The sequence below is a fragment of the Paracoccus zhejiangensis genome, assembly GCF_002847445.1.
GTDB classification, from domain to species: domain Bacteria; phylum Pseudomonadota; class Alphaproteobacteria; order Rhodobacterales; family Rhodobacteraceae; genus Paracoccus; species Paracoccus zhejiangensis.
Map to the genome: position 1 here is coordinate 1423989 of NZ_CP025430.1, position 15470 is coordinate 1439458.

Here is a 15470-nt window from a genome sequence, read left to right on the forward strand (position 1 = left end):
TCCCACGGGGGCGCAGGGGTCTAGAACCACCGCGCGGCGCAGATGATCGAGACCCTTCTCATTCCCTTTCAATACGGCTTCATGTCGAACGCCATCTGGGTCGCGGCGCTGGTCGGCGGGGTCTGCGCCTTCCTCTCGGCCTACCTGATGCTGAAGGGCTGGAGCCTCATCGGAGACGCGCTCAGCCATTCGATCGTGCCGGGCGTGGCTGGGGCCTATATGCTGGGCCTGCCCTTCGCCATCGGGGCCTTCCTGTCGGGCGGGCTGGCGGCACTGGCCATGCTGTTCCTGAACAACCGCACCGGCTTGCGCGAGGATGCGATCATCGGGCTCATTTTCACCAGCTTCTTCGGGCTGGGGCTGTTCATGGTCTCGCTGAACCCGATGGCGGTCGACATCCAGACGATCACCATGGGCAATATCCTCGCCATCCCGCCCGAGGATGTGCTGCAACTGGCGATCATCGGCTTTGTCTCGCTGGCGATCCTGCTGATGAAATGGCGCGACCTTCTGGCCGTGTTCTTCGACGAGACGCATGCCCGCACCATCGGCCTCAATCCGACCCGGCTGCGCGTCCTGTTCTTCACCCTGCTCTCGGCCTGCACGGTGGCGGCGATGCAGACCGTTGGGGCGTTTCTCGTCGTCGCCATGGTGGTAACGCCCGGCGCCACCGCCTACCTGCTGACCGACCGCTTTCCACGCCTGATCGCGCTGTCGGTCTTCATCGGCGCCTTCACCTCGGGCTTCGGCGCCTATCTGTCCTTCTTCCTCGACGGCGCGACCGGCGGGATCATCGTGCTGCTGCAGACGCTGATCTTCCTCGCCGCCTTCATCTTCGCCCCGACCCACGGGATGCTGGCCGCCCGCCGCCGGGCGCGGCAGGCCCTGCGCGAGGTCGCGCCATGATCCTCTTCGCCCCGCTCGACTACGGTTTCATGCGCGAGGCCTTCGTCATCGCCGCGATCATTGCCGTGCCGGCGGCGCTGCTCTCGTGCTTCCTGGTCCTCAAGGGCTGGAGCCTGATGGGCGATGCGATCAGCCATGCGGTGCTGCCGGGCGTGGTCCTGGCGCATCTGCTGGGTTGGCCGCTGGTCATCGGCGCCTTTGCCGCCGGCATGGGTTGCGCGCTGGCGGCGGGCTTCCTGCAGGAGAACAGCCGGGTCAAGCAGGACACCATCCTCGGCGTGGTCATGTCGGGCATGTTCGCGGGCGGGATCGTGCTCTATGTCGCCATCGGCCCCGAGGTCGACCTGTTCCACATCCTCTTCGGCAATATCTTCGGCGTCTCGCCCGAGCAGATCCTGCGCACCGGGTTGATCGCGCTGCTGGTCAGCGGCGGCATCCTGATGAACTGGCGGGCGCTGACGCTGTACAGTTTCGACCCGGTGCAGGCGCGGGTGATCGGGCTGCCGGTGCGTTGGCTGCATTATGGACTGCTTGCGGCGATCTCGCTGACGGTGGTTGCGATGCTGACCGCGGTGGGGATCATCTTGGCCGTGGGCCTTCTGATCGCGCCGGGAGCCATCGCCTTCCTGGTCACGCGGCGGATGCAGGCCATGCTGGCGGTCGCCTCGGCGGTGTCACTGGTCTCCTGCCTTGCGGGCGTCTGGCTCAGCTTCTGGATCGACAGCGCCCCGGCGCCGACCATCGTTCTGGTGCTGACCGGCTTCTTCGTCGCGGCCTTTGTCTGGCGACAGGTCCGAACCCGCCGCGCCACCGCCGGCCAGCCTGCCTAGGAGGCCTCGAACAGCGCGCGCCAGGCCGGGTTGCCGCCGTGATGGGCCGCGAGCCGGCGGAACTGCGCCCCCTCGGGCCGGTCCAGCCCCAGCCAGCCGAGCGCGTTGCCGCCCATGATGCGTTGCTGCGCGGCGGCATCAGGGGTCAGCCGGCCGACGAAATCGCGCATCATCCGGTGATAGTTTGGGTGATCCGGCTCGCGCGCGATCATGTGCCAGTCGCTGCCATAGAGCATCCGCTCGGCCGCCACGGGATAGGTCGCCAGAAAGGCCTGCGTCATCGCCAGCGGCCCGCCCGGCGCGTTGGCAGCATCCCGCGCCGCCTCGTCCCAATAGCCGGTATCGAAGTAGAGGTTGCGGTCCTCGGTCATCATCTGCCCCAGCCGCGCCTGCCAGTCCGGCGCGTCATGGCCGTTGAACCCGCCGAAATGCGCAAGGTTCACCCGTAGGTCGGGATGGCGCCGCAGGACCGGCGCCCAGTGCCACGGCGCGGAATAGGCCTTGGTCCCCGGCCCCGCCCCCATGCTGTGCGAGGCATGGGTGGCGATGGGCACGTCATTTTCCGCGCACCAGCGGTAAAGCGCCCCAAGCGCCCGGTCCAGCGCGGCGCGGGGCGGCGGGTTCCGGGCGATGTCGGGGCGGGCATGGGCAAAGCTGATGGTACTGTTGCCATCGGGGCGAAAGCCCATCGGTGGATAAAGCTTGACCCCGGCAAAGCCCTGCTGAGTGATCGCCCGCTGCACGCCTTCCAGCACCGATGCGCCCTCAAGCGCGGCACGCAGCGGGCAGAAGGGCACGAAGTTCAGGACCAGCACACGGGCCTCACGCTGGCTCAGCCGCGCGGCCAGATCGACCTGCTGGGCCATCGGGCTGACGCTCTGCGGCTCGGTCGCATTCAGCCACAGGGCCATATCAACCAGATGGTTGCAGAAGATCCGCGCCTCGGTCGGTCGGCCATAAAGCCGCGCGGCCTGATCCCGGATCACCGCCCGGTCACGGGTCATCAGCATCGCCCATTGCAGCGTGTTCGACAGGCTGAGGCTGGAGGCCGTGGCGCTGCGGCGGTCGGGGTTCAGCAGACCCGGGGCCAGTTGCTGGCCAGTGCTCGGCGCGGCGCGGCGGGCGGTGATGCTGGGCTGGTCACCCATCCCCGCCGCCGCCTGACCCATCGGCACACCTGCCGCATCGGACAGCGCCGACAGGAGTTGCTGGTCGGGCTCCTGCAGCAGCACCGGCGCCGACTCGCCCGGCGCGATACTTCGCATCGCCCGACTGGCGGAAACCTGCGTCTCGGCCCGGGCCTGTGCCGCGCCGAAATAGCCGTCGATGGCGCGGGCCAGCCGCGCCTCGTCCTCGGCCGGGTCGATCCGGGGCAGCGGTGCCCGGCCCAGATCCGCCAGTTCCGCCGCCGCATCGCGCGTGCCCTGCAGCAGGAAGGTGACGATCATCTCGGCAAAGGGACCGATCAGCGCGACCGGGAACCTACTGCCCAGATCGGGCAGGATCACCTGCCGCAGAAAGCCGAGCGCCGGCACGTCGCGGCCATTGAACAGATGCATATGCGCATCGATGGCGCCTTCGCCCAGATCGGCCTGCCGCCCCGGACGGGCAAGGCCCGAACCGCAGCCGGACAGTGCGAGGACACCCGAGGAAAGGGCGGTGGCGGTGAACAAGCGGCGACTGATCATGGCACATCTCGGCTGACACTTCCGCGCCAGCCTAGCATGGCTCACGCGCCGGTTGCATCCTCGAGGATCATCGCGGCGGCCTTTTCGGCGATCATCGTCACCGGCGCATGGGTATTGCCCGAGGGGATCATCGGCATGATCCCGGCATCGGCAATCCGCAGCCCCGCCAGCCCGCGCAGCCGCAACTCGGGATCGACCACGGCCATCGCGTCCGTGCCCATGCGCGTGGTGCCGACCGGGTGGAAGATCGTCGTGCCGATATTCCCCGCCGCCTGTTCCAGCTCGGGCTCGCTTTGCAGGCTCGCCCCCGGCAGCGTCTCGACCGGCGCGAACTCGGCCATGCGCCGGGTCGCCATCAGCCGTCTCGCGTGACGGATACTATCGACCGCCACCTCGCGGTCGCCTTGGGTCGAGAGGTAATTCGGCGCAATGGCCGGGGCCTCGCCGGGCGTCGCGCTGCGGACATGGCTGCTGCCCCGGCTTTCGGGGCGCAGGTTGCAGACCGAGACGGTCAGGCCGGGATAGCGATGTAAAGGCTCGCCGAACTTGTCCAAGGACAGCGGCTGGACGTGGTATTCGATATTGGCCGTCGCGAAACGGTCCGAGGAGCGCGCGAAGATCCCCAGTTGCGAGGGCGCCATCGCCATCGGGCCGGACCGCTTGAGCGCATATTCCAGCGCGATCCCGGCCTTGCCCCAGAGGCTCGCCGCACGGTCGTTCAGCGTCCGCGCGCCCGAAATGCGGAAGACGCTGCGCAATTGCAGATGGTCCTGAAGGTTCGCCCCGACGCCCGGCACGTCCAGAACCACCGGGATCCCGAGCGAGGCCAAATGCGCCCCCTGCCCGATCCCCGACCATTCGAGCAGCGCCGGCGAATTGATCGCCCCCGCCGCCAGCACCACCTCGCCGCCCGCGCGCGCCAGATGCCGCTGCCCGCCCTTCTGGAAGATGACGCCGGTGATCCGGCCCTCCTCGATCACTAGCCGTTCCGCTTCGGCCCCGGTCTCGATACGCAGGTTCGCCCGTCTCCGCGCCGGGTCGAGGAATGCCTTGCGCGCGTTCCAGCGGATGCCGCGCCGCTGGTTCACCGGGAAGTAACCCACGCCCTCATTGTCGCCGGCATTGAAATCATCACACACCGGCAGGCCCATTTCCTGCGCCGCCTCGGACACCGCATCGAGGATCGGCCAGCTCAGCCGTTGCTGTTCCACCCGCAGCTCGCCCTCGGTGCCGTGCAACTCGCTGGCTTCACCGTAATGGCGTTCCGAGCGGCGGAAAAAGGGCAGCACGTCGTCCCAGCCCCAGCCCGGATTGCCCGCCTGCCGCCAGCCGTCGTAATCCGCCGCCTGCCCGCGCATGTAGATCATGCCGTTGATCGAGGAACAGCCGCCCAGCACCCGCCCGCGCGGATAGTTCAGCGCCCGCCCGTTAAGCCCCGGCTCGGCCTCGGTCTTGTAACACCAGTCCACCGCCGGGTTGCCCATGGAATAGAGATAGCCCACCGGCACATGCACCCAGAAGCGGTTGTCGCTGCCGCCCGCCTCCAGCAGCAGCACCTTGTGGCGCGGATCGGCGCTGAGGCGGTTGGCCAGCACGCAGCCGGCACTGCCCGCGCCGATGATGACGAAATCATAGGTTCCGAAGTCGCGTGTCTCATCCATGGACCGGACGCTAGCGCGCGGGTTTTCGCCGCGCAACCGCCCCCGTTCTCGGCCCCGCTCATGAAGATCATGCAAAGGTTTCACGCCCCCGCTTGTTGCGCCGGCGCCTCATGCGCGGCAGAAGCGTGGGGCGGTGTCGCAAATGGCCCGCATCATGGTCGCAAGCGGTGGATCAGCCCCGCCGCGCGCGCCCTATTGAGGCCGGTAAGGAGGATCCCCGCATGTCCGGACTGACGCTTGTCTATTGGCGCGACATTCCTGCCCAGGTGACCATGGGCAAGGGCCGCAATGCGACCCGCGTCGTGCTGGACGAGCGTTTCGAACAGGCCATCGACCGCGCCGCGATGAAGGCCGGTCTGGCGGGAACCGACGATTACCTGAACCAATGGCGCCGCGCGCCGGCGGAGGGGGATGACCCGCAGGCCGAAGCCACCCGGCTCGAGGCCGAATACGACAAGGACCGTCTGAAGGCACTGATCGCCAATGACGGCTGGAACCCGGTTTAATACAGGCTGAAAAGATGTCGCTCATGCAGTTTCGGACGCCCAAGAAGGATATGACCTCGCCCCTGCCCGCCTTCCTGCAGGGCGCCTCGATCGAGGTGATGCCGAAAACGGCCGAGAAGATCGCCGATTTCCGCGCCATCCTGCCGGCCGGGACGCAGGTCTTCGTGGCCCATATCGACGGCACCGATCCGGCCGACATGCAGGCGACCGTGACCCGCCTGGCGCGCGAGGGCTTTGCGCCCGTGCCGCATATCCCTGCCCGCGTGGTGCCGTCGCAGGCGGCGCTGGCCGAATGGATCGCCGCCTATCGCGGCGCCGGCGCGACCTCGGCGCTGCTTCTGGGCGGCGGGCTCAGCACCCCGCGCGGTCCCTTTGCCGATTCGATGCAGATGCTGGATACCGGCCTTTTCGCGGATTTCGAGCGGCTCTATGTCGCCGGCCATCCCGAGGGCAATCGCGACATCGACCCCAATGGCGGCGAGGCCGAGGTGCTGCGGGCCCTTCGCTGGAAGCAGGACTTCGCGCAGCGGACGGATGCCCAGATGGCCGTGGTGACGCAGTTCTGCTTTGACGCGAAACCCGTGATCGAATGGGCCAACCGGATGCAGGCGGTCGGGCTGAATCTGCCGATCCGCATCGGTCTGGCGGGACCCGCGAAACTGCAGACCATGCTGAAATTCGCCATCATGTGCGGCGTCGGCCCGTCCTTGCGCGTGCTGCAGCGCCGCGCCCGCGACGTGACGAAGCTGCTGGTTCCCTACGAGCCGACCGACTTCATCACCGCCATCGCCCGCCACAAGGCCGCCAATCCCGGTTTCGCCATCGAGGCCGCGCATATCTTTCCGCTTGGTGGTATCACCGCCTCGACCGACTGGCTGAGCCGCGCCAAAGCGGCCTGACCGACTAGCCCTGAAAGGCCCATAATGACCCGCACCGTTCTGGAATCCGCATCGAAGACCGTCATCATCGGCTTTGACGAACCCTTCTGCGTCATCGGCGAGCGCATCAACCCCACCGGCCGCAAGAAGCTGGCGGCCGAGCTTGAGATGGGCGATTTCTCGACCGTCGAAAAGGACGCGCTGGAACAGGTGGCCTGCGGGGCAACGGTGCTGGACGTGAACTCGGGCGCGGTCTTCACCAACAAGATGGCCGAAGACCCGCGCTATGCCGACAACAACTTCGTCGAGCCGATGCTGATGCCGGAACTGATCACCCGGATCCAGGCGCTGGTCGATGTGCCCTTGTGCATCGACAGCTCGGTTCCGGGCGCTCTGAAGGCCGGGCTCGAGGCCTGCAACGGTCGTCCGCTTCTGAACAGCGTCACCGGCGAAGAGGAGCGGCTGGAACTGGTGCTGCCGCTGGTCAAGAAATACAACGTTCCGGTAGTGGCGATCTCGAATGACGATACCGGCATCAGCGAGGACCCCGAGGTCCGCTTCGCCGTGGCCAAGAAGATCGTCGAGCGCGCCGCCGATTTCGGCATCCCGGCCCATGACATCGTGGTCGATCCGCTGGTCATGCCGGTCGGCGCCATGGCCTCGGCCGGTCAGCAGGTCTTTGCGCTGGTGCGCAAGCTGCGCGACGAGCTGGGCGTGAACACCACCTGCGGGGCGTCGAACATCAGCTTCGGCCTACCGAACCGCCACGGCATCAACGCGGCCTTCCTGCCCATGGCCATCGGCGCCGGCATGACCAGCGCCATCATGAACCCGGTCCGCGCCGCCGAGATGGAGGCGATCAAGGCCGCGAACTTCCTGATGAACCATGACCCGAATGGCGGCGAATGGATCAAGTTCAGCCGGGTGATCGAGGCCGTCCATGCCGGCACCTCCTTCCCCGAGGCCGCTGCTGCGGCGGCTGCCGCCAGTGGCGGGCGTGGCGGGCGTCGGCGCGCGCGGGGGTAAGCCTCTCAAGGGTTGAACGACGAACACGGGCCTGTGCGACCAGCACAGGCGGCGCCCGGCCGCCCGCTCGGGCGGGCGCTTTTCACCACCTGCGCAGGGCGTGAACGCAGATGTGGCGGCACCATAAAGTGACGATCACACCCGCCGCGCACGCCCACCCGCGGCCGTGCGCAGCCTGTGCTTCCGCAGTGATTACCGCCCGCTGAACTGCGCCGGACGTTTCTGCAGGAACGCCTGCACGCCCTCGCTGAAATCACGCGAATTCGCCGCCTCTTTCTGCATCCGGGCTTCCAGCTTCAGCTGATCCTCCAGATCATTGTCCAGCGACTGCGACACCAGCGTGCGGATGCGGCGATAGGCGCCGCTGGGGCCGGCGGCCAGCTTGCGCGCCGCAGCCGCCACGCCCTCGACGAATTCCTCGTCGGGCAGCGCCTTCCAGATCAGGCCCCATTCCTCGGCCTGTTTCGCCGGGACGCCCTCGGCGAACAGCATCATCCCCATGGCGCGGGCATGGCCCACCAGGCGCGGGATGAACCAGGTGCCGCCGGCATCCGGGATCAAGCCGATACGGGTAAAGGCCTCGATGATCTGGGCGCTTTCAGTGGCGATCACCACGTCGCAGCACAGCGCCAGATTGGCCCCTGCCCCCGCCGCCACGCCGTTGATCGCGGCGATCACCGGCACCGGGCAATTCACGATGGCTTGCAGCATCGGCTCGTATTCGTCGCGCAGCACCGCCTCGACATCGGCGGCGGCGGCGAAATCGGTCAGGTCCTGACCCGAGCAGAAGGCCCGGCCCGAGCCGGTCAGCACCACGCAGCGCACTTCCGCACCGACGCCGCTGATGGCTGCGGTGATCTCGGACCGCATCCGGCTGTTCAGCGCGTTCATCACGTCGGGCCGGTTCATCACCACGGTGGCAATGCCGTCGCGGACGGAAAACTGGATGGTCTCGAAGCTCATGGCGGTCCTCCCTCGGGTTCGCGCCATCTTGCCCAGATTGACGCGAAGGGAAAGCCCGGACCAAACGTCACGGGCGGCTCATTCCTTCACGTCACCCATGATGGTCTCAAGCCGCGCCCGTTCCTCGTCGCTCAAGGGCGCGGGCGGGGCGGTCTCGGCCCGTTCGCGTGACCGCAGGAAGCGCCAGCCGACCAGCAGCGCCAGCAGCGCCATCAGCGGCCCGGCCAGCCAGAGAAGCAGGTTCGCCCCGCGCACCGGTGGTTCGAACAGGACGAATTCGCCAAAGCGGTCGGTGACCGCCTCGATCACCTGCGGGTTCGTGTCGCCCGCGACCAGCCGCTCGCGCACGTAAAGCCTGAGGTCGCGGCTGATCGGCGCATTCGATTCGTCGATATTCTCACCCTGGCAGACCGGGCAGCGCAGCTTTTGCGAGATCTCGCGCGCGCGGGCCTCGAGCGCGGCATCGGGCAGCACCTCGTCGGGCTGAACGGCCAGCGCGAGCGTCGGCAGCAGCGCCAGCGCGATAATGGCAAGAACGCGCCTCATTCCGCCGGCACCGCGTTGACCGGCGCCTTGCGCGCCCCGGCAGCCACCCGGTAGCGGCGATCCGAAAGGCTGATCAGCCCGCCAAGCGCCATCAGGATCGAGCCGAGCCAGATCCAGTTGGCGAAGGGTTTCACATAGGACCTGACCGCCCAGCCCCCGCCCGCCTGCGCGTCGCCGATCACCACATAGATGTCGCGGAAGATGCCGTTGTCGATGGCGGCCTCGGTCGTGGGCATGGCCTGCACCGGGTAGACCCGCTTCTCGGGATAGAGCGTGGTGATCTCGCGCCCGTCCTTGGCGATGGCGATGGCCGCCATGGTCGAGAGGTAGTTCGGTCCCTTGATCTCGTCCACCGATTGCAAGGTCATCTGGTAGCCGCCGACATCGAAGCTTTCGCCGATCCGGGCGACGCGGATATCCTCGACCTGCCACGCGGTCAGCAGCGCCACGCCGATGAAGGTGATGCCCAGCCCCGAATGCGCCACCGCCTTGCCCCAGTCGGCGCGCGGCAGGCGCAACAGGCGCGAGAGGCCGGATTTGCCGGTGCGGTGGATCAGTTCGGCGACCGACCCGGCGATCAGCCAGCTGCCCAAACCCGCGCCGATCACGGCAATGGCGGAATGGCCGCTCGACACCGCCCAGATCAACAGCGCGATGGCCAGCGTGACGGCCAGCGCCCCGCGCAGCGGGCGGATCGCCCGGCTGACCTGCGCCCGCTTCCACGGCAGGATCGCGCCCACCGGCAGCACCACGGCCAGCACGATCATGAAGGGGGTGAAGGCCTGGTTGAAGAACGGCGCCCCGACCGACAGTTTCCGGTCCCAGAAGAATTCGGCCACCAAGGGCCAGATGGTGCCGATGAAGACCACGAAGGCCGAGACCGCCAGGAGGATGTTGTTCAGGACCAGCGCGCCCTCGCGCGAGACCGGCGAGAACACGCCCTTGGCCGCCATCGCCCCCGCCCGCGCGGCAAAGAGCGTCAGCGCCCCGCCGACGAAGACCGCGAGGATGGCAAGGATGAACACCCCGCGTTCGGGATCATTGGCGAAGCTGTGGACCGAGGTGATGACGCCAGACCGCACGATGAAGGTGCCGATCAGCGAGAAGCCGAAGGCCATGATCGCCAGAAGGATGGTCCAGCTTTTCAGCGCCTCGCGCTTTTCCACCACGATGGCCGAGTGCAGCAGCGCCGCCGCCAGCAGCCAGGGCATAAAGCTGGCGTTCTCGACCGGGTCCCAGAACCAGAAGCCGCCCCAGCCAAGCTCGTAATAGGCCCACCACGACCCCAAAGCGATGCCGATGGTCAGGAACAGCCAGGCCGCCAGCGTCCAGGGCCGGACCCAGCGCGCCCAGGCCGCATCGACGCGCCCCTCGATCAGCGCGGCCACGGCAAAGCTGAAGGACACCGAGAGGCCGACATAGCCGAGATAGAGAAAGGGCGGATGAAAGGCGAGGCCGGGGTCCTGCAGAAGCGGGTTCAGGTCGCGCCCGTTGAAGGGCGGATTGCCCAAGCGCAGGAAGGGGTTCGAGGTGAAGATGATGAAGGCGTAGAACGCCGCACCGATCGCCGCCTGCACCGACAGGACGCGCGCCCTGAGACTGGGCGGGAGGTTGCCGGAAAACGCCGCAGCAGCCGCCCCGAACAGCGCGAGGATCATCACCCAGAGCAGCATCGAGCCCTCGTGATTGCCCCAGACGCCGGTGACCTTGTAGAGCATCGGCTTGTCGGTATGGCTGTTCTCGTAGACCAGCTTCAGCGAGAAATCCGAGGTGACGAAGGCCACGGTCAGCGCCGCGAAGCTGATCGCGGTCAGGCCGAACTGCGCCAGCGCCGCCGGTCGGGCGCTGTCCATCCAGCCGCGATTGCCGCGTGCCGCGCCGATCATCGGCACGACCATCTGATAAAGCGACACCGCAAAGGCGAGGATCAGGGCGAAATGGCCAAGTTCAGCAATCATGGAACCTCCGGTGGTTGGTGGGCAGTCTACCCCCGCGAAAAAGGGGGGAACAGTCCCCCCTTGGCCGCAGATCGTCAGTTTTGCGTGTGGCCCGCTAGACCTTGGTCGCAGCCCAGTCCCTGAGCGCGGCATTGTCGGCGAAATCGTCGCCGGGCTGCGGCGCGGCGATCAGCGCCGAAGCGTCTGTCGCGGCTTGCGCAGGTTGCGCGGGAATCCCCCCGCGATTGCGGAAATGATGCGCCTCGCGGGCGCCAAAATAGAAGCTGACGATGGCACCCAAGAGCCACCAGAGCGGCTCGGGCACCAGCGCGAGGCCGTGCATCCGGGCCGAAAACCCGATCGGCTCAACCATGGCATAGGCGAACAAGCCCAATACCCCCAGCGTCATCAGCGGGCGCGGCATCCGGTTCAGCCCGTCGACGAAGCGGTCGAACCCGCCTGCCGGCACCGCCTGAAACTCCTGCCCCAGCTGGGTGATGGCGCGGGCATAGGCTTCCTCGTCCAGCTCCATCCGCCGTGTGGCGTTCTGGGTGAACACCTCGGCCATGCCGGTCGCCGCCTGCCCGACGGCACTGACGGTCGGCCCCATCCCGATAAAGCGGTCGATCATCCCCATCTCGCGGTCCTTTCGCGGTGCTGGCTGGCGCTGAGGTGATAGGCGGGCGAGATGAATTCCTCGGCCCGGGTGATCCAGCCGCCCTTGCCGCCATCGCGGCGGCGCGCGTATTTGCGGCTGGCCGGGCGCTGATCGGCCAGCGCGTAGTAATAGTTCCGCCGGGCAATGCCGTAAGCATCGCCCAGGTGGCGCGGCGCGGCCTCGGCTGCCGCGCGGGCGCTCGCGATGGTTGCCGGCCCGACCAGACCGTCATCGGCGCACGGAAACCCCATGCGACTGACCAGCCGCTGCAGGATCTTCACCGCATTCGCCCCGGCATTCACATACATGTCGAAGACACTGGCCTGCACCGCCTCGGGCAGTTCGCTGAGGCGCGGGCGCTGGAAGTAATGCTCGACAAAGATCTGTCGCGCCTCTGCCCGTGTCAGCGCCCGCACATCCGCCGCCGTCACCCGCCCGTCGCGGTTCAGATCGCGGCCCAGCTTCTGCAACGTGCCAAGGGTCACGCCGTATTGCGTCGCCCCGCCCGGATCGTCCGGGTCATCGACAAAGCCCCCCTCGCGCGCCACGATCTCGGCCGCAATCTCCTCGACGCTCGGCATCTGCTGTCCCCTTTCCGCGATCACCTGCGAGAAGACTGCGGCAGGCTGGTTAAGCCGGGATGAACCGGGCGGGCGTTGCGCGCGGCCTCACAAAGGCGTGAGGCGGTGCGTCCGATCCCGGATGGCCTGCGTGTCTGTAATTAACCGGCCCGTGACGCCGGCACATGACAGGAGGAAAACCATGAAGAAACTGACCCTTACCGCCTGCCTGCTGGCGCTCTCCGCCGGCTCTGCCCTTGCCCAGGATGCGATGGCCCCGATGGTGGAGGCGAGCGACCAGAGCGTCGCCAATGGCATCGTCAGCGCCACCAAGGTCGTCGCCCCGGCCAATGGCTGGCTGGTGGTGCACCGCACCGATGCCGAGATGAAGCCCGGCCCGGTCGTGGCCTACGCCCCGATCCGCGAAGGCGAAACCGCCGATGTCGCCGCCATCCTGACCGAGCCGGTCGCCACGGGCGACATGCTGATGCTGATGGTCCATGGCGAGGATGGCGGCATGACCACCGGCAGCTTCGAATACACGCTGGGGGCCAAGGAAGACGGCCCGATCCGCATCGATGACAAGCTGGTTATGGCCACGATCACGGCCCAGTAAACCTGCGTGTCAGTATGCAGGCCAAGGCCTCCCGCAGGCGATGCGGGGGGCCTTTTGCTGTTGCGCCACTGGAAACCAGCCGCCGCCCTGCCGCGTTGAGCCTGCCTGACATGACCCGAAACCGGAGACCCCGATGAAGAACCCCTGGATGAGCGCCTGGCTCACCGCCGCCAACAGCATGACCGGCGCGGCGCGCGGACAGATGATGTCCGAGTTGAGCAAGGCACAGACGCAGATGATGCAGGACTGGCAGAAGGCCTGGATGGAGGCCTGGATGGGGATGTGGTTCCCCGGCACGGCAAAGGGCGGCAAGCGGCGGAAATAAGGCGCGCTGATCCGGCGACCTTGTCCTCCGCTACCGCGCATGGTCTGCTGGATCGGGTTTCCAAGTGAGCAGGACGGATGTGACGCCAATGGCCAGGGGCAGGGTGATGCGGGTCGCAGGGATCGCCCTGTTGGGCCTCTTGGGCATCCTCCTTGCCATCGCCGTGGCGATCATGTTGCTGGCGAGGATGACCTTCTCGGCACCCGAGGGGCCACGCGCCTGCGATGACCAGCAGGTTGCGCTGATCCGCCATCAGGCCTCGGCCTATTTCCCGCAGCTTGCCACCGCCCGGGTCTTGCGCAGCAATTGCCCCTATGGCTTTCCCGGTGGCGGGCAGACGCAATTGCTGGTCATGGCACGCGACAGCATCGCCGGCGGGATCGCTTTCACCGCTTACGAGGGTCCGGTGGAATGGGGTCCGGAGGGCCAACTCGCCGATCTGCCGGATCTCTTCCCCTCCGCTGATCTCGGCGGGCATCTGATCGCCTCGATCTATCCCGATGGCGCGAACCTGGCACTACATCTGCTGAAGCGCGCGGATGGCACCGGGCCGGTGACGCTGGCGATGATGTGGCTGTAAGCGAGAGGTCTCTTGGGTGGGTGCACGCACGTCGGGCCTGCCGGGAATGCCCGGCCAAACCCGGCAAGCGGCAGAAATGAGCATGGGGGGCCATTGCCCCCCATGCGGTTGACCTGCAGGCTCGGCCCTATTCGGTAGAAACGGCCTTCAGCATGACGTGGAAGATCACGTTCTGCTCGACCACGCCGCCCAGAAGATGCGCCCAGGGGCCGGCTGCCATGATCGGCACATCGACCGCCGAATGGCTTTCCGAGGGCAATGGCACCAGCGCATCCTGCAGATAGTCGATATGGGTCGCCTCTTCCTGCGTCGGCACCTTGCGCGTGCCGGTCCAGTCATTCGCGCCCTCTTCCCCGACCATGACCGAGCCGGGGCCGTTCATGTAGCCCGCGACGGTAAAGGGCTTGCCGTCCAGACCCTGGGCGAAGGTTTCCGCGTGCTCATTGCCATTATCGGCCACGTCATAGCAGAGGCCGGTGATCGGCGTGCCGCGTCCGCAATAGCCATTGAACTCCAGCCCGTGGCCGTGATCGGCGGTGACGATGACCAGGGTTTCCTCGGTATCCACCATGGTCAGGGCCTTCTCGATGGCCAGCGCGAAGGCCTCGCCATCGGTCACCGCGCGCGCCATGTTGCCGGCGTGGTTGGCATGGTCGACGCGGCCGCCCTCGATCATCAGGTAATAGCCGTTCTCGTTGCCCTGCATGCTTTTGATCGCCACTTCGGTCAGGTCGGTCAGCGAGGGTTCGGTCTCGGGGCGGTCCGCCTCGTAATTCATGTGGCTTTCGCCATAGAGACCCAGGATCGGCTTGGTCGTATCGGCGGCCAGCGTGGTTTCGCGGTTCCAGGCATATTGCCAGCCCTTGGCCTTGAGTTCCTCGACCAGGTTTCGGTCCAACCGCCGGCCTGCGGCGCCGTTTTCATCGGTGATGCCATTGGGGAAAAAGCCCCGGCTGCCGCCGCCAAGCGCAAGGTCGATGATGCCGGCATCAGCGGCATCGACCATCTGCGCGGCAATGTCCTTCTGCGCGCAATCAGGCGGCAGCTCGCTGTCATCTTCCCAGTCACGCTGCGCGCTTTTGGCGAAGACCGCCGCCGGGGTGGCATGGGTCAGCCGCGCGGTCGAGACGATGCCCACCGACTTGCCCATATCGGTGACGATCTCGGCGAAGGTGGTCAGTCCGGCCGTGGCCGCCGCATCGCAGCTGTCGAAATCGCCGGCATCGTCGATGTTCACGGTGCCGTTGCGCGACTTGATCCCGGTGTTCAGCGCACTGGCGGTCGGCGCCGAATCCGGCGTCTGGCCGTTCGAGGTATAGGTCTTGGACAGGCCCACGAAGGGCAGCTTTTCCTGCGGCAGCACGAAATCATCGCCGAGGCCCCCGGCCTTCTGCCCCATCCAGATCCGCGTCGCATATTGGGTCGAGAGGCTGTTGCCATCGGCCACGAACAGGATGACGTTCTTGGCCCGTTTCGTGTTGGGCGCGATCGCCTCGCGCGCGGCGATGACCGCCTCGGCATCGGTGTACCATTTGCTGTCTTTCTGGGCGATCGGCACCTCGGCGAAAGCCGGCAGTGCAAGAGCGGCAGAGATCAGCGTTGCGAGTCGAACAGACATGATTTCCTCCCCTTTCATGATCCGAGAGACATTAAGGACACGAAATCGTGAGCAGAGCAAATGCGGAATGCTTCGCGTGGGGGTAGAGTTGAGGGGTGGTCGTGAGGCCGTTCACCCGGATTTAACGGTTCCGCGCGAGGTTGGCGCATATCGCGCTATCTCCGCCCCCGCC

General features: G+C 67.0%; 16 protein-coding genes. 8 read left to right on the top strand and 8 right to left on the bottom strand.

The features are described 5' to 3' along the window. Nucleotides 1-42: 42 nt before the first annotated feature. The gene (locus CX676_RS07010) at nt 43-906 is read left to right on the top strand and encodes a metal ABC transporter permease (RefSeq protein ID WP_101751980.1); all 864 of its coding nucleotides are present in this window, start codon (nt 43-45) and stop codon (nt 904-906) included. After that, nucleotides 903-1736 carry a metal ABC transporter permease gene (locus CX676_RS07015; protein ID WP_101751981.1) on the top strand — a complete coding sequence of 278 codons (834 nt, stop codon included), beginning with the start codon at nt 903-905 and terminating at the stop codon, nt 1734-1736. Before CX676_RS07010 ends, CX676_RS07015 begins: the two co-directional genes overlap by 4 nt. Here the strand turns inward: CX676_RS07015 and CX676_RS07020 are convergent. Beyond that, a complete protein-coding gene (locus CX676_RS07020) occupies nt 1733-3424 on the bottom strand; it encodes an amidohydrolase family protein (RefSeq protein WP_101751982.1) in 1692 nt (563 codons plus the stop codon). The two genes, CX676_RS07015 and CX676_RS07020, sit on opposite strands and share 4 nt — an antisense overlap. A gap of 41 nt (nt 3425-3465) precedes the next feature. After that, nucleotides 3466-5085 (bottom strand): GMC family oxidoreductase, encoded by a 1620-nt coding sequence (locus tag CX676_RS07025; protein WP_101751983.1) that lies wholly within the window; start codon nt 5083-5085, stop codon nt 3466-3468. Nucleotides 5086-5306: 221 nt separating this feature from the next. Here CX676_RS07025 and CX676_RS07030 point away from each other — a divergent pair, with 221 nt between their 5' ends. The 3 genes from CX676_RS07030 to CX676_RS07040 are packed head-to-tail and all read left to right on the top strand — an operon-like array spanning nt 5307 to nt 7495. Then, entirely contained in the window at nt 5307-5591 is a 285-nt protein-coding gene (locus tag CX676_RS07030; RefSeq protein WP_101751984.1) for a virulence factor, read from the top strand. Between the two features lie 14 nt (nt 5592-5605). Further along, nucleotides 5606-6490, top strand: coding sequence for a methylenetetrahydrofolate reductase (locus CX676_RS07035; protein ID WP_101751985.1), 885 nt, complete (start codon nt 5606-5608; stop codon nt 6488-6490). A gap of 24 nt (nt 6491-6514) precedes the next feature. Further along, on the top strand, nt 6515-7495 hold the full coding sequence (locus tag CX676_RS07040) for a methyltetrahydrofolate cobalamin methyltransferase (RefSeq protein ID WP_101751986.1): 981 nt from the start codon (nt 6515-6517) through the stop codon (nt 7493-7495). Nucleotides 7496-7687: 192 nt separating this feature from the next. Here CX676_RS07040 and CX676_RS07045 read toward each other — a convergent pair whose 3' ends face one another. From CX676_RS07045 to CX676_RS07065, 5 genes are all read right to left on the bottom strand, one after another. After that, the gene (locus tag CX676_RS07045) at nt 7688-8458 is read right to left on the bottom strand and encodes an enoyl-CoA hydratase-related protein (protein WP_101751987.1); all 771 of its coding nucleotides are present in this window, start codon (nt 8456-8458) and stop codon (nt 7688-7690) included. Nucleotides 8459-8536: 78 nt separating this feature from the next. Further along, a complete protein-coding gene (locus CX676_RS07050; RefSeq protein WP_101751988.1) occupies nt 8537-9004 on the bottom strand; it encodes a cytochrome c-type biogenesis protein in 468 nt (155 codons plus the stop codon). Further along, a complete protein-coding gene (locus tag CX676_RS07055) occupies nt 9001-10962 on the bottom strand; it encodes a heme lyase CcmF/NrfE family subunit (protein WP_101751989.1) in 1962 nt (653 codons plus the stop codon). Before CX676_RS07055 ends, CX676_RS07050 begins: the two co-directional genes overlap by 4 nt. 94 nt (nt 10963-11056) lie before the next feature. After that, nucleotides 11057-11578 carry a holin family protein gene (locus tag CX676_RS07060; protein WP_101751990.1) on the bottom strand — a complete coding sequence of 174 codons (522 nt, stop codon included), beginning with the start codon at nt 11576-11578 and terminating at the stop codon, nt 11057-11059. Beyond that, the gene (locus CX676_RS07065) at nt 11569-12180 is read right to left on the bottom strand and encodes a holin-associated N-acetylmuramidase (protein WP_101751991.1); all 612 of its coding nucleotides are present in this window, start codon (nt 12178-12180) and stop codon (nt 11569-11571) included. Before CX676_RS07065 ends, CX676_RS07060 begins: the two co-directional genes overlap by 10 nt. A gap of 181 nt (nt 12181-12361) precedes the next feature. On the opposite strand from CX676_RS07065, the gene CX676_RS07070 reads away from it, so the two are divergent. The 3 genes from CX676_RS07070 (at nt 12362) to CX676_RS07080 (ending at nt 13680) form a co-directional block, all read left to right on the top strand. Then, entirely contained in the window at nt 12362-12775 is a 414-nt protein-coding gene (locus tag CX676_RS07070; protein WP_101751992.1) for a DUF7282 domain-containing protein, read from the top strand. Nucleotides 12776-12908: 133 nt separating this feature from the next. Then, on the top strand, nt 12909-13100 hold the full coding sequence (locus tag CX676_RS07075) for a hypothetical protein (RefSeq protein WP_101751993.1): 192 nt from the start codon (nt 12909-12911) through the stop codon (nt 13098-13100). 88 nt (nt 13101-13188) lie between these two features. Further along, the gene (locus tag CX676_RS07080; RefSeq protein WP_101751994.1) at nt 13189-13680 is read left to right on the top strand and encodes a hypothetical protein; all 492 of its coding nucleotides are present in this window, start codon (nt 13189-13191) and stop codon (nt 13678-13680) included. A gap of 127 nt (nt 13681-13807) precedes the next feature. On the opposite strand, the gene CX676_RS07085 is transcribed toward CX676_RS07080, so the two are convergent. Beyond that, nucleotides 13808-15298, bottom strand: a complete 1491-nt coding sequence (locus CX676_RS07085; protein ID WP_101754194.1) for an alkaline phosphatase — start codon at nt 15296-15298, stop codon at nt 13808-13810. Nucleotides 15299-15470 lie beyond the last annotated feature (172 nt).